The 17,995-nt window shown below is 62.8% G+C and carries 19 protein-coding genes; 10 read left to right on the forward strand and 9 right to left on the reverse strand.

All coding sequences use genetic code 11. From position 1 onward, the window contains the following. Window positions 1-2: 2 nt before the first annotated feature. The 4 genes from ATY78_RS12290 to ATY78_RS12305 are packed head-to-tail and all read left to right on the forward strand — an operon-like array spanning window position 3 to window position 5,020. Complete coding sequence (locus ATY78_RS12290) at window positions 3-941, forward strand: ABC transporter permease (protein WP_088682723.1); 939 nt, start codon at window positions 3-5, stop codon at window positions 939-941. Then, entirely contained in the window at window positions 938-1,789 is an 852-nt protein-coding gene (locus tag ATY78_RS12295) for an ABC transporter permease (protein WP_088682591.1), read from the forward strand. Before ATY78_RS12290 ends, ATY78_RS12295 begins: the two co-directional genes overlap by 4 nt. After that, entirely contained in the window at window positions 1,786-3,486 is a 1,701-nt protein-coding gene (locus tag ATY78_RS12300; RefSeq protein ID WP_088682592.1) for an ABC transporter ATP-binding protein, read from the forward strand. Before ATY78_RS12295 ends, ATY78_RS12300 begins: the two co-directional genes overlap by 4 nt. Window positions 3,487-3,505: 19 nt before the next feature. After that, window positions 3,506-5,020 (forward strand): ABC transporter substrate-binding protein, encoded by a 1,515-nt coding sequence (locus ATY78_RS12305; RefSeq protein ID WP_088682593.1) that lies wholly within the window; start codon window positions 3,506-3,508, stop codon window positions 5,018-5,020. Window positions 5,021-5,101: 81 nt separating this feature from the next. On the opposite strand, the gene yghU is transcribed toward ATY78_RS12305, so the two are convergent. The 8 genes from yghU to ATY78_RS12345 form a co-directional block, all read right to left on the reverse strand. Continuing rightward, window positions 5,102-5,977, reverse strand: coding sequence for a glutathione-dependent disulfide-bond oxidoreductase (gene yghU, locus ATY78_RS12310; protein ID WP_088682594.1), 876 nt, complete (start codon window positions 5,975-5,977; stop codon window positions 5,102-5,104). Window positions 5,978-6,132: 155 nt separating this feature from the next. Next, a complete protein-coding gene (ugpC, locus tag ATY78_RS12315; RefSeq protein WP_088682595.1) occupies window positions 6,133-7,212 on the reverse strand; it encodes a sn-glycerol-3-phosphate ABC transporter ATP-binding protein UgpC in 1,080 nt (359 codons plus the stop codon). 24 nt (window positions 7,213-7,236) lie between these two features. After that, window positions 7,237-7,617, reverse strand: coding sequence for a cupin domain-containing protein (locus tag ATY78_RS12320; protein WP_088682596.1), 381 nt, complete (start codon window positions 7,615-7,617; stop codon window positions 7,237-7,239). A 14-nt stretch (window positions 7,618-7,631) separates the two neighbouring features. Beyond that, entirely contained in the window at window positions 7,632-8,723 is a 1,092-nt protein-coding gene (locus tag ATY78_RS12325) for a Gfo/Idh/MocA family oxidoreductase (RefSeq protein WP_088682597.1), read from the reverse strand. A 2-nt stretch (window positions 8,724-8,725) separates the two neighbouring features. Beyond that, entirely contained in the window at window positions 8,726-9,553 is an 828-nt protein-coding gene (locus ATY78_RS12330) for a carbohydrate ABC transporter permease (RefSeq protein WP_088682598.1), read from the reverse strand. Beyond that, the gene (locus ATY78_RS12335; protein WP_245313565.1) at window positions 9,550-10,512 is read right to left on the reverse strand and encodes a sugar ABC transporter permease; all 963 of its coding nucleotides are present in this window, start codon (window positions 10,510-10,512) and stop codon (window positions 9,550-9,552) included. The genes ATY78_RS12330 and ATY78_RS12335 overlap by 4 nt, the downstream gene beginning before the upstream one ends. 32 nt (window positions 10,513-10,544) lie before the next feature. Beyond that, entirely contained in the window at window positions 10,545-11,798 is a 1,254-nt protein-coding gene (locus tag ATY78_RS12340) for an extracellular solute-binding protein (protein WP_088682600.1), read from the reverse strand. A 78-nt stretch (window positions 11,799-11,876) separates the two neighbouring features. Then, on the reverse strand, window positions 11,877-12,542 hold the full coding sequence (locus ATY78_RS12345; protein WP_088682601.1) for a GntR family transcriptional regulator: 666 nt from the start codon (window positions 12,540-12,542) through the stop codon (window positions 11,877-11,879). Between the two features lie 131 nt (window positions 12,543-12,673). On the opposite strand from ATY78_RS12345, the gene ATY78_RS12350 reads away from it, so the two are divergent. Both ATY78_RS12350 and ATY78_RS12355 read left to right on the forward strand, forming a co-directional pair. Beyond that, complete coding sequence (locus tag ATY78_RS12350; RefSeq protein ID WP_088682602.1) at window positions 12,674-13,870, forward strand: Tm-1-like ATP-binding domain-containing protein; 1,197 nt, start codon at window positions 12,674-12,676, stop codon at window positions 13,868-13,870. Between the two features lie 10 nt (window positions 13,871-13,880). Further along, window positions 13,881-14,705 (forward strand): phosphoenolpyruvate hydrolase family protein, encoded by an 825-nt coding sequence (locus ATY78_RS12355; protein ID WP_210191801.1) that lies wholly within the window; start codon window positions 13,881-13,883, stop codon window positions 14,703-14,705. Window positions 14,706-14,779: 74 nt separating this feature from the next. On the opposite strand, the gene ATY78_RS12360 is transcribed toward ATY78_RS12355, so the two are convergent. Continuing rightward, window positions 14,780-15,631: an NAD(P)-dependent oxidoreductase gene (locus ATY78_RS12360; protein ID WP_088682604.1), complete on the reverse strand. Its 852-nt coding sequence runs from the start codon at window positions 15,629-15,631 to the stop codon at window positions 14,780-14,782. 224 nt (window positions 15,632-15,855) lie between these two features. Here ATY78_RS12360 and ATY78_RS12365 point away from each other — a divergent pair, with 224 nt between their 5' ends. The 4 genes from ATY78_RS12365 (at window position 15,856) to napE (ending at window position 17,977) form a co-directional block, all read left to right on the forward strand. Next, window positions 15,856-16,302 carry a universal stress protein gene (locus ATY78_RS12365; RefSeq protein ID WP_088682605.1) on the forward strand — a complete coding sequence of 149 codons (447 nt, stop codon included), beginning with the start codon at window positions 15,856-15,858 and terminating at the stop codon, window positions 16,300-16,302. 89 nt (window positions 16,303-16,391) lie between these two features. Next, the gene (locus ATY78_RS12370) at window positions 16,392-17,306 is read left to right on the forward strand and encodes a J domain-containing protein (RefSeq protein ID WP_088682606.1); all 915 of its coding nucleotides are present in this window, start codon (window positions 16,392-16,394) and stop codon (window positions 17,304-17,306) included. A 2-nt stretch (window positions 17,307-17,308) separates the two neighbouring features. Then, window positions 17,309-17,632, forward strand: coding sequence for a chaperone modulator CbpM (locus ATY78_RS12375; RefSeq protein ID WP_088682607.1), 324 nt, complete (start codon window positions 17,309-17,311; stop codon window positions 17,630-17,632). A 150-nt stretch (window positions 17,633-17,782) separates the two neighbouring features. After that, the gene (gene napE / locus ATY78_RS12380) at window positions 17,783-17,977 is read left to right on the forward strand and encodes a periplasmic nitrate reductase, NapE protein (protein ID WP_088682608.1); all 195 of its coding nucleotides are present in this window, start codon (window positions 17,783-17,785) and stop codon (window positions 17,975-17,977) included. The last annotated feature ends 18 nt before the right edge of the window (window positions 17,978-17,995 follow it).

Genomic DNA, 17,995 nt, shown 5'->3' on the forward strand with positions numbered 1-17,995 from the left:
TCATGCATCGCTATAAATTCGTTCTGACGCGACCGCTGCAGTTCCTGCCCGTCATCTTCGGCATCAGCGTCATCACCTTCATTCTCGTTCGGCTGATCCCCGGCGATCCCGCGCGCAACATCCTCGGCACGCGCGCAACCCCGGCTGCCCTTGCTAGCATCCGCGCCCAATACGGCCTCGATCAGCCGATGTGGCTGCAATATGTCTATTTCCTCAAGAACCTCGCCAATGGCGAGATGGGCAAATCGATCCTCTACAAGATCGACGTGCTGAAGCTGATCGCGACCCGCATCGAGCCGACGCTCGCGCTCGTCGCCGCGAGCGTCATCCTGTCGGTCCTGATCGCGGTGCCGATGGCGGCGATCGCCGCGCGCAATGCGGGCCGCGCGCCGGACCATGCGGTGCGTATCGTCTCGACCTTCGGCATCGGCTTTCCGCCCTTCTGGCTGGGGCTGATGCTGATCATCCTCTTCAGCGTCGAACTCGGCCTGCTGCCGGTTTCCGGCTATGGCGCGACACTCGGCGAAAAGCTTGCGCATCTCGTGCTGCCGAGCCTGACGGTGGCGCTCTCGCTCTCGACCGTGCTGACGCGCAGCCTGCGGGCGGCAATGATCGAAGCGCTGAAATCGGACGTCGCGACGGCGGCGCGCGCCCGCGGCATGCCCGAGGGCATCGTCTTCTGGCGGCATGTGCTGCCGAATTCGCTGGTGCCGACGATCAACCTGCTTGCCGTCAACATCGGCTGGCTGATCGGCGGCACTGTCGTGGTCGAGAGCGTCTTTGCGCTGCCCGGCATGGGCCAGCTGCTGGTCAGAGCCATATTCTCGCGCGATTACATGGTGGTGCAGGGCGTCGCCATGGTCTTTGCCTGCGCCACCGTGCTCATCAATTTCATCGCCGATATCGTCACCGTCGCCGTCGATCCGAGGGTGAAGCTATGAGCATCGAGGCGGCCGCACCCGCATCCCCTGGCCGGCGCCGCCTCTTTGGCCGGCGGCCGATGCTTGCCGTCGGCGCCGGCGTGCTGCTGTTCTTCATCCTGCTTGCGCTTGGCGCGCCTCTTGTCGCGCCTTACGATCCGATCATGCAGAACGCCGAGGTGCGCCTGCAGGCGCCTTCACTGCTTCACCCCTTCGGCACCGACAATTTCGGCCGTGACATCCTTTCCCGTGTCATCTGGGGTGCGCGCATCGATCTGCAGATGGCGCTGATCGGCGTCGTCTTCCCCTTCCTGATCGGCACGACGGTCGGCACGGTCGCCGGCTTTTTCGGCGGGATCGTCGACGCGCTGTTCATGCGCCTCGTGGATATCATTCTCGCCTTCCCCTTCCTCGTGCTGATGCTGTCGATCATCGCGATCCTCGGCCCGGGTCTCGGCAGTTTCTATATCGCCATGGCGCTGGTCGGCTGGGTTTCTTACGCGCGGCTGATCCGGGCGCAGATGCTGGTGCTGAAGGGCAGCGACTATGCCGTTGCCGCCGTCAGCCTCGGCTTCAGCCGCAGGCGCATCATGTTCCGGCACCTGCTGCCGAACGCGATTGCCGGCTCGATCGTCTTTTCCATGTCCGATGCGACGCTGGTCCTGCTCAGCGGTGCGGCCGTCAGCTATCTCGGTCTCGGCGTCCAGCCGCCGATCGCCGAATGGGGCGTCATGGTCGCGGAAGGACAGAGCTTCATCACCACGGCCTGGTGGATCACCCTGTTTCCCGGCCTATCCATCGTCTGCCTCGCCTTCGGCTTCAGCATGCTGGGCGATGCGCTCGGCGAACTGCTGGGAGTGCATGAATGAGCGGCCCTGTGCTCTCCGTCCGCGATCTCACAGTCAGGGCGCATCTCGAATCCGGCCCGCGCACGCTGCTCGACGCGGTCTCGCTCGACCTCGGCCGCGGCGAAATTCTCGGCCTCGTCGGCGAGAGCGGCTCGGGCAAGAGCCTGTTCTGCCGCTCGCTGGTGCGCCTGCTACCCTCCTCGCTGCTGAAGATCGAGGGCGGCTCCGTGCTGCTCGAAGGGCGCGACCTGACGCGGATCGACGATCGCGAGATGCTGCAGGTGCGCGGCGGCGAGATCGGCATGATCTTCCAGAACCCGACGAGCCATCTCGATCCGGTGATGCGGATCGGCGACCAGATCGCCGAGGGCATCCGCTACCACCAGGGCCTGGGTGCCCGCGAAGCCCGCGCCGCGGCGGTGGAGATTCTGACGCAGGTCGGCTTTCCCGACCCCGGCCGCCAGTATGACAGCTATCCGCATGAATTTTCCGGCGGCATGCGCCAGCGGGCGATGATCGGTGTCGCTCTGTCCTGCAACCCGAAGATCCTGATCGCCGACGAACCGACGACGGCGCTCGACGTCACCATCCAGGCGCAGATCCTGCGCCTGCTGATCGACATTCGTGACCGGCGCGGTCTGTCGATCATTCTCATCACCCACGATCTCGGCACCGTCGCCCAGACCTGCGACCGCATCGCCGTCATGCGCGGCGGCAAGCTCGTCGAAGAGGGACCGAAACGGACGATCCTTGCACGGCCGCAGCATCCCTACACGATCAACCTGATCGACAGCCACCCGTCGATATCAGGCGAGACGTCAGCGCCGTCGTGCGAGGTCGCCGAGGCAAGCGCGCCGGCCGGGCCTTTACTCGAGATCGACGATCTGCACGTGCGCTTCAGGGGCGGCGGCGGCCTGTTCAAAGGCAGTGCCAAGACGATCAGCGCCGTTGCAGGCGTCAGCCTGAAGATCATGCCGGGCGAGACGGTCGGCATCGTCGGCGAATCCGGCAGCGGCAAGAGTACGCTTGCGCGCGCCGTGCTCGGGCTGACGCCGCTGTCTGCCGGCCACGTCACTTTCGACGGCATCGATCTCGCGCAGCAGAGGAGCGCCGGCCTCGCGAAGCTCAGGCGCGAAACGGCGATGGTGTTCCAGGATCCGTACAATGCGCTGAACCCGCGGCTGACGATCGGACAGATGCTCGCGGAGGTATTGAAGGTCCAGGGCAAGGTCGCCGCCGCCGATATTCCGGCACGCATCGGCGAGCTGCTCGATCTCGTCGGCCTCGAGCGCGAATTCGCCGAGCGCAAGCCGCGCAGCATGAGCGGCGGCCAGTGCCAGCGCGCCGGCATCGCCCGCGCGCTCGCCGTGGAGCCGAAGCTGATCATCGCGGATGAATGCGTGGCCGCCCTCGACGTCACCATCCAGGCGCAGATCATCGAGCTTTTCCGCCAGCTCACCGCGAAGATGAACCTCACGCTGATCTTCATCGCCCATGATCTGGCGATCGTGCGCAATCTCTGCGAACGCGTGGTCGTGATGTATCGCGGCGAGATCGTCGAGGAGGGCCGCTGCGACGAAGTCTTCACGCGGCCGAAGCATGCCTATACCGCGGCGCTGATCGCCGCCATTCCCGACATCGATCCCGACAAGCCGCTGCTGCAAGGCATCGGCGGCGGGGACGAGCCGCAATCCATATCCATCAAACGCATGCCATAACAAAGAAGGGAACGAACTGATGACAAACAGGTGGAAATCAATCGGGCTCGCCGCCATGCTCGCAGGCCTGACGCTGAGTGCAAGCTATGCGGAGGCCGCCGGTGTGCTCACCATCGGCCGCCGTGAGGATTCGACGACGTTCGATCCGATCAAGACCGCGCAGAACATCGACAACTGGGTGTTCTCCAACGTCTACGACGTGCTGATCCGTGTCGACAAGACAGGCACGAAGCTGGAGCCGGGCCTTGCCGAAAGCTGGACCGCCTCGGATGACGGGCTGACCTATACGCTCAAGATCCGCGACACGAAATTCTCCGACGGTTCGCCGCTGACGGCGGAAGACGCGGCCTACAGCCTGCTGCGCATCCGCGACGATCCTGCCTCGCTCTGGAGCGATTCCTACAAGGTGATCGACACGGCGGTCGCGACCGACGCGCATACGCTGACGATCAAGCTCAAGAATCCGTCCGCGCCGTTCCTCTCGACGCTTGCGCTGCCCAATGCCTCGGTCATTTCCAAGAAGGGCATGGAATCGCTGGGGCCTGATGCCTATGCCGAGAAGCCGATCGCATCCGGCGCCTTCGTGATCGACGAATGGCGGCGCGGCGACCGCGTCATCCTCAAGAAGAACCCGAATTTCTGGGAGGCCGACCGCGTCAAGCTCGACGGCGTCGAGTGGATCTCGGTGCCCGACGACAACACCCGCATGCTGAACGTCCAGGCCGGTGAACTCGATGCGGCGATTTTCGTTCCCTTCTCCCGCGTCGAGGAACTGAAGAAGGATACGAACCTCCATGTCGACATCGATGCCTCGACCCGCGAGGATCATCTGCTGATCAACCATGCGCATGGCGCGCTCGGCAAGAAGGAAGTCCGCCAGGCGCTGGATCTTGCGATCGACAAGAAGGCGATCGTCGACACGATCACCTTCGGCCAGGGCACGGTCGCCAATTCCTACATTCCGAAGGGCGCGCTCTATTATTACGCCGACAATCTGCAGCGGCCCTATGATCCGGCAAAGGCCAAGGAAATGCTGGCGGCTGCCGGGGCCTCCGACCTGACGCTGAATTACCTGGTCCGCGCCGGCGACGAAGTCGACGAGCAGACGGCCGTATTGGTCCAGCAGCAGCTGCAAAAGGCCGGCATCACCGCCAATCTGCAGAAGGTCGATCCCAGCCAGCAATGGGACATGCTGGTTGCCGGCGACTATGACGTCTCGGTCAACTACTGGACCAACGACATTCTCGACCCGGACCAGAAGACCACCTTCGTCCTCGGCCACGATTCCAACAATAACTACCTGACCAATTACAAGAACGAGGCGGTGAAGGAACTGGTCGCCAAGGCACGTCTCGAACTCGACCCGAAAAAGCGCGAAGCGATGTATGTCGATCTGCAGAAGATGGCCAAGGACGACGTCAACTGGGTCGACCTCTATTACAGCCCCTATATCAACGTCTCGCGCAAGAATATCGAGAACTTCTACCAGAACCCCCTCGGCCGCTTCTTCCTGGAAGACACGGTCAAGAACTGAGTTCGGGCAGCCTGTAAACGCTCCGCCGCCACAAAGGCGGCGGAGCCTCATTTCTTTTTGCAAAAGGCTGATGCGGCTTGCTTACTCGGCGGCGGCCAGCTTGTCCTGTGTTTTCGTGTCGAAGTCGCTGGCGTCGTGGCGCTCGTGCAACTGGCTCGACGGCTCGCCGGAGAGGCGGTTGACCATGCGCCCGCGCTGCACGGCCGGCCTGTTGTGGATGGCGTCGGCCCAGCGCAGCACGTTCTTATAGTCCTCGACCTGCAGGAATTCGGCCGCCCCGTAGGTCCAGCCCTTCACCAGACCGCCATACCAGGGCCAGACGGCGATGTCGGCGATCGTATACTGGCTGCCTGCCAGATACTCGCTTTCGGCAAGGCGACGATCGAGCACGTCGAGCTGACGCTTCACCTCCATGGCGAAGCGGTCGATCGCATATTCGATCTTGGTTGGCGCGTAAGCGTAGAAATGGCCGAAGCCGCCGCCGAGATATGGGGCGCTTCCCATCTGCCAGAACAGCCATGACAGGCATTCGGCGCGCGCGGCCGGCTCGGTCGGCAGGAAGGCGCCGAACTTTTCGGCGAGATAGGTCAGGATTGCGCCGGATTCGAAAACGCGGATCGGCTTCGAACCGCTGCGGTCCATCAGTGCCGGGATCTTGGAGTTGGGATTGACGGCGACGAAGCCGCTGCCGAACTGGTCGCCATCGCCGATCCTGATCAGCCAGGCATCATATTCCGCGCCGCTATGACCGAGCGCCAGCAGCTCCTCGAGCATGATCGTGACCTTCTGGCCGTTCGGCGTGCCGAGCGAATAGAGCTGCAGCGGATGGCGGCCGATCGGAAGCTCCTTGTCATGGGTCGGCCCTGCGATCGGGCGGTTGATGCTGGCGAATTGGCCGCCGTTCGCCTTGTTCCAGGTCCAGACCTTCGGGGGTGTATAGTCGGGAGAACCGCTCATCTTTCAAAACTCCTGGGATTGGTCAGACAGAGCGCGGCGCCGTTGGGGGCGCCGCATTTTTCCTGACATAGCAGAGGCGGGGAGGTTTTGTCACAGGTTTGGAGCGGCCTCACGCAATCGTCAGAGCCTTGGCAAACTTGAGGAAAACGGCTGCTTCAGGCGTCCACTTCGGGAAGACGCCTGCCTGTCGCGGCCGAAAACAGATGTTCACCGGCCGCCCGCAAGGTGAAACGGATGGTGTCGCCAGGCCTGACGGCAATGCGCTCGCGAAACAGCATATTGACATTTTCTTCGCCGATCCGGGCGACGACCTGCGTTTCCGCGCCTGTCGGCTCGACGACGACGATAGTCGCCGGCGTTCCCTCGTCGGCGATGACGAACTGTTCCGGCCTGATGCCGTAAATCAGCTCTTCACCGGGATCGGCGGTGCCGGGACGCAGCGACAGCGGCATGGCGATCCCGCTGTTGGTGCGAAAGATCGAGGGGGCGTCGGCCTGGATTCGGCCCTTGAGCAGGTTCATCGCCGGCATGCCGATGAAGCCGGCGACGAAGGTGGTTGCGGGGCGATCATAGATCTCCAGCGGCGTTCCGATCTGCTCGACGATGCCGTCGCGCATCACGACGATGCGGTCGGCCATGGTCATCGCCTCGGTCTGGTCATGGGTGACGTAGACGGTAGTAATCTTCAGCCGCTGGTGCAGCTCCTTGATCTCGGCGCGCATCGCCACGCGCAGCTTGGCGTCGAGATTGGAAAGCGGTTCGTCGAAGAGGAACACCTTCGGATCGCGCACGATCGCGCGGCCCATGGCGACGCGCTGGCGCTGGCCGCCCGAAAGATGACGCGGATGGCGGTCGAGATAGGGTTCCAGCGCGAGAATCTTGGCGGCGGACTGCACGCGGCGGCCGATCTCCTCCTTGGCCGTGCCGCGCAGCCTCAGGGAAAAGCCCATATTCTCGGCCACCGTCAGATGCGGATAGAGCGCATAGCTCTGGAACACCATGGCGATGTCCCGCTCCTTCGACGGCAGGTCGTTGACCATGCGGCCGCCGATCGAAAGCCGGCCGTCCGAGATCGTCTCCAGGCCGGCGATCATGCGCAGCAAGGTGGACTTGCCGCAGCCGGACGGCCCGACCAGCACGATGAATTCGCCATCCTCGATGTCGACGTCGACGCCGTGGATGACAGGCAGGGTGCCGTAGGATTTGCGGATGTTGTGAAGCGCGATCGACGCCATGATGTCTTCCCTTTCAGACGGCGTTCAGGCCGCGCCCTCGCCTTCATGATTGACCGCCGTCCGGGTGCCGGAGGAGAACATGATCAGGGCGAAGAGCGGTTCGTTGCCGAGCGCGCGCGCCCAGTGGCGGATATTGCGGGGGATGCGGATGGCGTCGCCAGGTTCGAGCCGATAAAGGGCGTCACCGAGCTTGTGTTCGCAACTGCCGGAAACGACGTAGAGGATCTCTTCGCAGTCGGGATGCGAGTGCAGCTGGTTGCGCTCGCCGGGATTGATGCGGCAGGTGCCGAAGGTCATCTCGGCGCCGGGCGTGCCGTCGCCGGTGATCTTCCAGTTGAGTTCGCCCCAGCTGGTCGGCATGAATTCGCCGCCGGCTTTCCTGAAAATGATGTCGGTCTCGCTCAAGACTGTGCCTCCGGTCAGAGATTGGTGGTGACGCCGGCATCCGTGCGTCTGTAGAATTCGAAGAGTTTCATGATCTCTCGGGCGATTTCGAGCGTGCCCCTCGTGATCGGCGTGCCCGCAAGGATCGCATCCGTCAGATGCAGGATCTCGGGCACATAGCCGAGATAGAAGAGGTTGTTGTTGTAGAGCTGGCCTAGCGAATGCTCCGGTTCATAGAGCAGCGCGGCATTCTCGTCCGGCTGGATGAAGCTTGCGGCGCGGCCATAGGACGGCAGGTCCGCCTTGCGGAAATAGGTCAGACGGCTGCCGTTTTCGACGATGGCGTTGGCGCCCTCGCCGATGATCTCGACCCGCTCGAAGATGCTGCCGCCCGATTGGCCAGCGGCAAGATGCAGCGTGCCGATCGCGCCGGAGCGGAAGCGCAGGCTGGTGACGCTTGCGCCGGTCAGCGCTTCCCACTCGTAGCCTGCGCGCTCGATCTCGCCGCCGAGAAAATTCAGGATCGCTCCTGGATGGTAAATATGATCGAGGAAGCTCTGCATCTTGACGAGGTCGGCGCGGTCTTCCGGGCTCGGCAGGCTCTGGGGATAGCGGACATTGATCGAGGTCAGCCTGCCGAAGCCGGGCGAGCCGATCAGGTCCTTGAGTTTCTCGATCGTCGGAAAGAAAGTCTTCTTGAGGCCGGTCATCACCATGCGGCCGGCCGCCGCACTTGCCGCCTGCAGCCTTTCGATATCGCCGATGCTTGCCGCTGTCGGCTTTTCCATCCAGACGTGGGCGCCTGCTGCCAGCGCGTCGAGGGCCAGATCGGTCGCCTGCACCCGGCCGTCGGGATGATAGGCGGTGACGAGAAAGACCAGTTCCGGCTTTTCCCGCTCCAGCATCTCGCGATGATCGGTATAGGCTTTGCCGGCGCCGAAGAGTTTTGCGAATTTCTCGGCGCGGCCGAGATCGAGATCGCAGATGCCGGCAAGTTCCACCGGCGCATAACGCAGCGCCGGATAGACATTGCGGTAGGCATGGCCGCCGGCGCCGATGAAGCAGGCCTTGATACGGTGATCGAATTCGAAATTGTAGCGGATTTCCCGCTGGACGTGGTGCGACATGGTCAGCCCTTGATTGCTCCCTGCGTCAGCCCCTCGGTGAAACGGCGCTGCATCAGGATGTAGAGAAGAATGATCGGCAGGAACGAAATGACGGTGCCTGAGAAGACCAGGCGGTAATCGGAAGCATAGGTGCTGGCGAAACGAACCAACCCGAGCGGCAGCGTCTGTACCTCGGGGCTGATCAGCACGATCAGCGGCAGGAAGAAATCGTTCCAGGTGGAGAGCGCGCTGATGATGACGAGTGCCTGCACGGCGGGGGTCGAGATCGGCAGAAAGACCTTGGTGAGGATCTGGAAATGCGAAGCGCCGTCGATCTTGGCGGCCTCGATCAGATCGTCGGGCACGCCGATGAAGAAGCTGCGCATCAGGAAGATGCCGAAGGGAATGCCGTTGCTGACCTGCACCAGCACGATACCGGCAAGCGTGTTGACGAGATTCAGCCCGAAGAGCACCTGGTAGAGCGGGATGACGATCGCCTGGACCGGCACGGTCAGCCCGAGGATGAAGGCGTAGAACAACCATTCCCGGCCGGGAAAACGGATCTTGGCAAGCGCATAGCCGGCCGGCGCGCAGGTGATGAGCGACAGGGCGACGACGCCCGCGAGGTTGATGAGGCTGTTGCCGACGAGATCGCCGAAGCCGCCGATCTGCCAGGCGTCGAGATAATTCCGCCACATCAGGTCGGCGGGCCAGGTGAAGGGATCGGCCTGGCCGATCTCGGCCTCGGTCTTGAAGCTCGAAATCAAGAGCCAGACGAAGGGGGCGAGGATCAGGATCAAGACCGGGGTCAGCGCCAGCGCCACCGGCCATTCGCGATTGCGCACACTCATTGGGACAGCCTCGCGCGCCAGCGGTTGAAGACGATGGTGATGGCGATCGCGAGCAGGCTGAGCAGGATGCAGAGCACCGCAGCAAGCCCATGATCCTGGGACTGGAAGGCAAGCCGGTAGATATAGGTCGTGATCAGCTCGCTCTGATAGAACGGCCCGCCATTGGTCATGACGAAGACCGTGGCGAAGCCCTTCAGGCCGTTGATCATCGCCAGCGAGACGACGAAGGTCGTCACCTCGCGGAGCCCCGGCAGCGTGACATAGATCAGCTTCTGGAAGGCGTTGGCGCCGTCCACTTCGGCAGCATCGTAAAGCGAGTGATCGATATTCTGCAGGCCGGCGATGAAGAGCAGCATGTAAAGGCCGAAACCCTGCCACGAGCTTGCGACATTGACGGAGAACAGCACCAGCGCAGGATCGGAAAGCCAGCCTTGCGTGAAGGCGCCGAGCCCGATCTGCGTCAGGGCCGTGTTCAGCAGGCCGAAAAACGGATCGTAGATATTGGCCCAGATGACGCCGACCACGGCGAGCGAGACCAGATGCGGCAGGAAGAAAGCGGTGCGGAAGAAGACTTGCGTCACTCTCAGCCTGCTGACGGCAAGCGCCAGCAGAAGGCCGAGCCCGCCCGCCATCACCACATGATAGGCCAGCCAGAGGAAGGTATGGACGAGGCTCTTCCAGACGATCGGGTCCTGGGCCGCCTTGGCGTAATTATCGACGCCGACGAAGCTTGCTGATGTGTTGAAGCCGGCCGAGCTGTTGAAGCTCAGCCAGAAGGTGGCGGCGATCGGCAACAGCGTGAAGACCGCATAAAGTGTCAGCGCCGGCGCCATCAGCCAGAATGCGGTGCGGGCATCGCCATCGGCTGAGATCGACCCGGCCGTTCGTGGTCTCGACATACGGGCGGGGTTGCCGCCCGTATGTCCCGCCACGGCAGGGGCAGTGCTGAGAGGAGCCATGACCTTGCTTCCGGGCGTTTCTGGAATGACCACTATTTCGCCTCTGCCATCTTCGCCTGGATCTGCTTCATGCCGTCCTCGCCGCCGATCTGGCCGGAGATGAGGCCCTGGATGACCTGGAAGTAGGTGTCGAGCACGGGGCCTGGCAGATAGACGCTCGGATTGTAACCGACGCCGCCGGCCGCGGCCGCGAAGATGTCCTTCAGCACGGGTGTCGGCGGTTCGACACCGGGGATTTCACGCGGGTAGATCATCGTGCTTGCCGGATCCTGCGCGCGTTTTTTCATCACCGCATCCGACAGCATGAAGTCGATCCACTTCATCGCAAGCTCCGGCTGCTTTGAGTTGACCGGCACGAGCCAGCTCCAGCCGACGCCGCCGGTCGGGATTGCGGCACCCTTGATGTCGGACGGCATGGGCGCATAACCGGCGTTGGCGAGATCGTAGCCGGCCTTGCGGGCATTGGCGGTGAACCAGGGACCGGCGACGAACATGGCCGCACGCTTGTTGAACCAGAGGCGCGAGGCGCCGTCGAGATCGAGGCCCGCCATTTCCTTCTTGATATAGCCCGCTTCGACCAGCTTCTGCAGCCGGATGGCGCCGGCGGCGACCGATGGATCGTCGAAAGCGATCTCGCGACGCAGCGCCTTGCCGATCACTTCCTTGCCGCTTGCCGATTGCAGCAGGTTGCCGAAGAGATGGCCGGCGCTGCCCGGTGTGCGCGGACCGATGGCAATCGGCTGCAGGCCGGTCTCCTCGATCGCCTTCATCAGCGTTTCGAACTCGGCCCAGGTTGCCGGGATCTTCCAGCCCGCCTGCGCGAAAATGTCCTTGTGATACCAGATGCCGAGCGCATCGAGGCCATCCGGAACCTCATAGATTTCGCCGCCGAACTGGCCCTTCAGCTCGGTGTAGAGCCAGGGATAGATCTCATCCTTCCAGCCGCGCTTTTCATATTGCTCGGTGAGCGGCATGACCTGCTTGGCGTTCTTGACGACGCTGATGCGGCCGATGCCGGAGTTGGTGAGGATCACGTCAGGCCCGGCATCCGACTGGATCGCCGCCTGCACCGCGCCATTGCTGATCGTGCCGGTCGGCGGCATGAATTCGACCGTTACACCGGGATTGGCCTTCTCGAAATCGGCCTTGATGCCGTTCCAGAGCTGCGCGACCAGCGGTTCGGTGATCTGCTCCGGACCCCACATTTTCAGGGTCTCGGCATGTGCCAGCGAACTTGCGGCGATCATCGCCGCCAGTGCCGTGCTGCGGGCAAGAAATTTCAGCATTGTTCCCTCCTCCGGGCCGCTCCTCGGCCACGTTCTTCGCTCGTTGAAAGGAGACCTCCCTCTCCTTCATTCACCCGGCTAAAGCGCCGGATTTTCCTTCTGGAAGCGCGCCATGACGGCCTGCTGGACGTCGCTGATATGCGCGTGCATCAGCGCCTTGGCGCGGGCAATGTCGCGCGACCGGAAAGCCTGCAGGATCTGATCGCGCTCCTCGGCTGCCCTTTCGGCGAGATCGCGGCTCTCATTGGCGATCGAGCGGCAGATCTGGATCTGCAGCGCGAGCCGCGCCAGCGTTTCGACCAGCGGCGCGCTTCCCGAAAGCTCGGCGATGGTCTCGTGGAATTCCTTGTCGCGGATGCCGTAAGTCGCCATGTCGCCGCGGCGCAGTGCCGCCACCGCCTCGTCCAGGATGCGCTCGAAGTTCGCGATATGCCGGTCGCTCATCTCGGGAACGGCGAGCTCGACGGCGAAACATTCGAGCGTCTTGCGCAGATTATAGAGGTCGTCGATCTCCTTCGGCGTGAAGCTGCGCACGAAGAAGCCGCGATAAGGCTTGATCTCGATCAGCCCTTCCTTGGCAAGCGTGCCGATCGCCTCGCGAAACGGCGTGCGGCTGACCTGCAGGCGCTCCGTCAATTCCTTTTCATCGATCGAGACGCCGCTCGGCAGTTCGCCGGAGACGATCAGTCGAACGATTTCCTCGTAGATCCGCTCGCGAAGGGTGAGGTGGCGCGGTGCGTTCATGGTCTCCATTTCCGTCTGGCGTTCGTGATTTAAGTATGCAATATGCGAAAGAATATACAATATGGAAAATACAAAAACAGGAACTTTATCGAAAATAAGCGGAAAACGGCTCAAAAAGAGGAGGAAAACCAATGGGAAAGGTCTATATCGTCGGCACGTGCGACACCAAGGGAGCAGAACTGAGCTACGCCAAGGAGGTGGTTCTTGCGGCTGGAGCCGATGCCTTACTGGTTGATGTCGGTACGCTCGGGGACGGCTTCGGCGCCGATATCCGTGCACGCGACGTCGCCGAATTTCATTCTGGGGGTGCCGCGGCCGTGCTCGGGCAGACCGATCGCGGAACGGCGGTCTCTGCCATGGCCAAGGCGCTGACGGCGTTCCTGAAATCGCGTGACGATATCGGTGCCGTGCTCGGCCTCGGCGGAACCGGCAACACCGCGCTGGTGACGGAGGCGATGCGGGCGCTCCCCATCGGCCTGCCGAAACTGATGGTCTCGACGGTCGCTTCAGGCAATGTGGCGCCCTATGTCGGACCGAACGACCTCACCATGATGTATTCGGTCGTCGACGTCGCCGGCCTGAACGCGATCTCGCGCAAGGTGATCGGCAATGCCGCCAATGCGGCGGCCGGCATGGCCCGTAACCCCATTCCCGCCTCGATGGACGACCGGCCGGGCATCGGCATGACCATGTTCGGCGTCACCACCTCCTGCGTCACCCAGGTTCGCGAGATGCTCGGCGAGACGCATGAAATCTACGTCTTTCATGCCACCGGCGTCGGCGGTCAGTCGATGGAGAAGCTTGCCGATTCCGGCCTGCTGCAGGGGGTGATCGACGTGACGACCACGGAGGTTCCAGATCTCCTTGTCGGCGGTGTCTTTCCGGCGACCGAGGATCGCTTCGGCGCCATCATCCGCACCGGCCTGCCCTATGTCGGCTCGGTCGGCGCCGTCGACATGGTGAATTTCGGAGCGCGGGAAACGGTGCCGGCAGCCTTCCGCGACCGCAAGCTCCACGTCCACAATGCGCAGGTGACACTGATGCGCACCACGCCGGAAGAAAACACCCGGATCGGCGCCTTCATCGTCGAACGGCTCAACCGGATGCAGGGGCCGGTCCGTTTCCTGCTGCCGCTTCAGGGCGTTTCGGCAATCGACGCCGCCGGCCAGCCGTTCCACGATCCCGAAGCCGACGCGGCGCTGTTTTCCGCCATCCGCACCGGTTGGCGCGATGTGCCGAACAGGCGCCTCATCGAGATCGATGCCCATATCAACAGCCCGGAATTTGCCGCCGCGCTCGTCGCGAGCTTCCACGAGATCCATGCCTGAGGAGAGAGTTTTGACCCGTATCGACAGAAACGACATATTGAAGAAGCTTCGCCGCAAGATCGCCGAGGGCCAGCCGATCATCGGCGGCGGTGCCGGCACCGGCCTTTCCGCCAAGAGCGAGGAAGCCGGCGGCATCGACCTGATCGTGATCTATAATTCCGGCCGTTACCGCATGGCCGGGCGCGGCTCGCTGGCCGGCCTGCTCGCCTATGGCAATGCCAACGAGATCGTCAAGGAGATGGGCCGCGAGGTGCTGCCGGTCGTACGCCACACGCCGGTGCTCGCCGGCGTCAACGGCACCGATCCCTTCATGCTGCCCGATCACTTCCTCGACGAATTGAAGTCCATGGGCTTTGCCGGCATCCAGAACTTTCCCACCGTCGGGCTGATCGACGGCACCTTCCGCGCCAATCTCGAAGAGACCGGCATGGGCTTCGATCTGGAAATCGACATCATCGCCCGTGCCCACGCCAAGGACATGCTGACGACACCCTATGTCTTCAGCAGCGACGACGCGATTGCCATGACCAAGGCCGGTGCCGATATCGTCGTCTGCCATCTCGGCCTGACCACCGGGGGCGCGATCGGCGCCGAAACGGCGCTGACGCTCGACGGATGCGTGGAGAAGATCAATGCATGGTCGGATGCCGCGAGATCGGTGCGCGACGATGTCATCGTGCTCTGCCATGGCGGCCCGATCGCCATGCCGGCTGATGCGGCCTATGTGCTCGCCCGCTGCAAGGGCTGCAACGGCTTTTACGGCGCAAGCTCGATGGAGCGCTTGCCGACCGAGGTCGCGATCAGGGCGCAGGTCGAGGATTTCGCGAAGATATAGGCGTCGGTTGGACCGGCCGCACGTCAGCCGCCGGCGCCTCCATTGCGGGGCGCCGGTGGCGAAAAGCGTTGGGGTCAAGCGCCGGTTTCGCGAGGCGCGAGGATGTCGTCCAATTGCCTGACGAGTGCGTGGCTGCCCTCCACGTCCTCTGCCAGCTTGGAGAAAACACCCGCCATGCCGCGGAAGATGGTTGCCGCCGGATCGTCCTCTCCGAGGAAATCGGCGATCTCCTGCATTTCGGCGATCCAGCGATAGGCTTTCGGATACATGTCGGGAATGGATTTCGACAGTTTCCGCTCGAAATCCGGAAGGCTGTCGGTCAATTCGGCTTTCAGGCTTTCGGCGGCTCCCGAGCGCGAGGCCGCAAGCAGCATGGCGGCGCCGAGGCCGGTAAATCCCTTGTTGATGCCGGCATAACACATTTTCAGCGCGGAGGCGGCGCCGAGCGGCCCGTCGAGCCTGCGGACCGTGAGGCCGCAATCAACAAGCAGCCTGCTTCGCCCTGCGGTATCGCCGCTGATATAGATGGTCGGGCCGGGCCTGCCTGGTACCGGCGGGCCGCCGATGATGGCGCCGTCCAGCACGTCTACGCCGCAGCCTTCGAACCGTGCCGCGAGCGCCTGCATCGTCTTCGGTGAGATTGCGTTGAGATCGATGAAAGGCGGCGGCGACCGCACCCTCGATGATATCTCCGCGACGAGTCCGGCGACGCTGATGGCTTCCGCCGGCGGCACGATCGACAGGATCAGCTCGGCCTTCGCCAGGTCCTCGCTGCCGACCGGCACCATGCCGGTGGCGGCAGCCCTCGCTATCGTTTTCTCGCTCCGGCCTTCGAGATAGGTCAGCACCGTCGCGCCATGGTCGACCAGCCGTTTGGCGACGGCACTACCCATGGCGCCCGCCCCGATAATCGCAAAATTCGGCATGTGAGCCTCGATCCGTGATGGCATTCGAACGAGAACTATTGCCGGTGGCCACGCCGTCAACTGCGACGATTCAGCCTGAGGTTCCGTCCTCGAAGGAATGTGCCGGCTTTCCACGGACTGCCGTTGCGATGTGGTAAAGGTTTCTGCTTGATATTGGTCAAGGCAGGCATGGCCGGCACCGGTATGATCGGCGCGCCTGTTCCTATTCGAAGGTATTGATTGCAATGTATCGGACGATCATCTGCGCCATCGGCATGGGCTCTCGCGAAACGGCGATCCGGCTTCTGCGCCGGGCTGCGGCGCTGGTGGACGAAGGCGGCAGCATCGTCGTCATGCATGTCATCGAGAATATCCCGCGCCACCATCTGGCTGACATCCCCGAGGAATTCGAGACGACAGCGATTATCGAGGCCGAGAGGAAGCTTGTAGCGCTCAGCAAGGAGCTCGCAGTTCCAGCGACGGTCGAGGTTCGCATCGGCGTTGCCGCCTCCCTGCTGGTGTCAGCCGCCAGGGAAAGGTCGGCTGACCTCATCCTGCTTTCATCCCATGTGACCGATATTACCGACTACGTCTTCTCGTCGATCGTCGACAAGGTGGTGCGTCACGCCGGATGTTCGGTTCTCATCGACCGGCGTCCCGGTCAGGCACAGGAAGACGCGGCGCTGTTCTAACCTTTCGCGCTCCCCTCCCCGGCTGCGGCCTGACAACCTATATCACCAGTGAATCAACGGCAGAATTGGCTGCCCGACCGGAGATTTGCATGAGCCAGGATCCCTATGAGCTTCTGGGCGTGAAACGGGATGCGTCGCAAAAGGATATTCAAAGCGCATTCCGCAAGCTTGCCAAGAAACTTCACCCCGACCTGAACCCCGGCGACAAACGCGCCGAGGAGCGGTTCAAGGAAATTTCGACCGCTTACGAGATCTTGAGCGACGAAGAGAAACGCGGGCGTTTCGACCGCGGCGAAATCGATATGACGGGCGCCGAGCGGGCGCAGCGCAGTTACTATCGTGACTATGCTTCGGCGGGCGGTCCCGATAATCCGTATAACAAGAGCGCGGGCTTTGCCGATTTCGGCGATGCCGACGATATCTTCGCGAGCTTCTTTTCGCGCCGCACCGGCGGCGGCCGGGCGCGCAGCCAAGGCCAGGACCGGCGTTTCTCCATGGAGGTCGACTTTCTCGAGGCCGTCAACGGCACCGGAACCGAGGTCAAGTTTCCCAATGGTCCCGCGCTCGAGGTTAAGATCCCGCCTGGAACCCGCGACGGCCAGACCTTGCGGCTGCGCGGCAAGGGCGAGCCGGGCATCGGCGGCGGGCCGGCGGGCGATGCGCTCATTGAAATCCACGTGCGCCCGCACCGCTTCTTCACGCGTGACGGCGACGACATCCGCCTGGAACTGCCGATTTCCCTCAACGAGGCGGTGCTCGGCGGCAAGGTGCGCGCACCCACACCGTCAGGACCCGTCAGCCTGACGCTGCCGCCTCATTCCAACACCGGGAAGGTTCTGCGTCTCAAGGGCAAGGGCATCGCAAAACGCGGCGGCGGACACGGCGACATCTACGTCTCCTTGAAGATCGTGCTGCCCGATAGCCCTGACGAACGGCTGGCGTCCCTGGTGAAGGAATGGGCGGCGGCACATCCATACGATCCGAGGAAGAACATGGAGGCCTGATCATGAATGATCAAGAGTTCCGTCTCTATTTGAAAATCGATGTGGTCCAGCTCGATTTCTGGATCGAACAGGGGTGGTTGATCCCGGAGACGTCAAGGGGACAAAGGCAGTTTCGCGACGCCGACGTCGCGCGTGCCCGGCTCATCCTCGATCTCATGGGCAATATGGGCGTCAACGAAGCCGGCGTCGATATCGTCATGGATCTGGTGGACCAGCTTCATGGCGTCAGGGGAACCATGGGTAAGCTGCTGACGGCGATCGGCAGGCAGGAACGGGACGTTCAGCAGCGATTGTTCGAGACTCTCAAGGACGTCGACCGGGTTTAGACGGTCGTTTCCGTGGCTCGGTCTCGTCGCCCCTTCTACGGCGATACGCGGCTCGTGCCTCTTTCGATGAGAGCGGTTGCAGTCGGGAAGAGCATAAGCCACCTAGGCTTGTTTAAGCAAGCATGTTATCGTCTGCGCTGGGGGTCTGTCATGTCTGAATTGCTTCAAAAAGCATCGGGGCAGAGCAATCCGCGCGCGAAGCGCCGGACGGAAGTGTTGGCTTTTCTTGTCCTCGCATTCGGAATATGGCCTCTGGTGGCCGTGGGTGTCGTCGGCGGATATGGCTTCCTCGTCTGGATGTTTCAGATCGTGTTCGGCCCTCCGGGGCCGCCGGCGGGGCATTGAGTCATGTCCCATGCGCCG

This window comes from Rhizobium sp. R635, from assembly GCF_002211285.1.
Taxonomy (GTDB): Bacteria; Pseudomonadota; Alphaproteobacteria; order Rhizobiales; family Rhizobiaceae; genus Rhizobium.

Excerpts from the sequence above, each read along its gene's own strand:
- ATY78_RS12290 (WP_088682723.1), top strand. The coding sequence starts at position 3 with ATGCATCGCTATAAATTCGTTCTGACGCGACCGCTGCAGTTCCTGCCC.
- ATY78_RS12295 (WP_088682591.1), top strand. The coding sequence starts at position 938 with ATGAGCATCGAGGCGGCCGCACCCGCATCCCCTGGCCGGCGCCGCCTC.
- ATY78_RS12300 (WP_088682592.1), top strand. The coding sequence starts at position 1,786 with ATGAGCGGCCCTGTGCTCTCCGTCCGCGATCTCACAGTCAGGGCGCAT.
- ATY78_RS12305 (WP_088682593.1), top strand. The coding sequence starts at position 3,506 with ATGACAAACAGGTGGAAATCAATCGGGCTCGCCGCCATGCTCGCAGGC.
- yghU (WP_088682594.1), bottom strand. The coding sequence starts at position 5,977 with ATGAGCGGTTCTCCCGACTATACACCCCCGAAGGTCTGGACCTGGAAC.
- ugpC (WP_088682595.1), bottom strand. The coding sequence starts at position 7,212 with ATGGCGTCGATCGCGCTTCACAACATCCGCAAATCCTACGGCACCCTG.
- ATY78_RS12325 (WP_088682597.1), bottom strand. The coding sequence starts at position 8,723 with ATGTCGCACCACGTCCAGCGGGAAATCCGCTACAATTTCGAATTCGAT.
- ATY78_RS12330 (WP_088682598.1), bottom strand. The coding sequence starts at position 9,553 with ATGAGTGTGCGCAATCGCGAATGGCCGGTGGCGCTGGCGCTGACCCCG.
- ATY78_RS12335 (WP_245313565.1), bottom strand. The coding sequence starts at position 10,512 with ATGGCTCCTCTCAGCACTGCCCCTGCCGTGGCGGGACATACGGGCGGC.
- ATY78_RS12340 (WP_088682600.1), bottom strand. The coding sequence starts at position 11,798 with ATGCTGAAATTTCTTGCCCGCAGCACGGCACTGGCGGCGATGATCGCC.
- ATY78_RS12345 (WP_088682601.1), bottom strand. The coding sequence starts at position 12,542 with ATGAACGCACCGCGCCACCTCACCCTTCGCGAGCGGATCTACGAGGAA.
- ATY78_RS12350 (WP_088682602.1), top strand. The coding sequence starts at position 12,674 with ATGGGAAAGGTCTATATCGTCGGCACGTGCGACACCAAGGGAGCAGAA.
- ATY78_RS12360 (WP_088682604.1), bottom strand. The coding sequence starts at position 15,631 with ATGCCGAATTTTGCGATTATCGGGGCGGGCGCCATGGGTAGTGCCGTC.
- ATY78_RS12365 (WP_088682605.1), top strand. The coding sequence starts at position 15,856 with ATGTATCGGACGATCATCTGCGCCATCGGCATGGGCTCTCGCGAAACG.
- ATY78_RS12370 (WP_088682606.1), top strand. The coding sequence starts at position 16,392 with ATGAGCCAGGATCCCTATGAGCTTCTGGGCGTGAAACGGGATGCGTCG.
- ATY78_RS12375 (WP_088682607.1), top strand. The coding sequence starts at position 17,309 with ATGAATGATCAAGAGTTCCGTCTCTATTTGAAAATCGATGTGGTCCAG.
- napE (WP_088682608.1), top strand. The coding sequence starts at position 17,783 with ATGTCTGAATTGCTTCAAAAAGCATCGGGGCAGAGCAATCCGCGCGCG.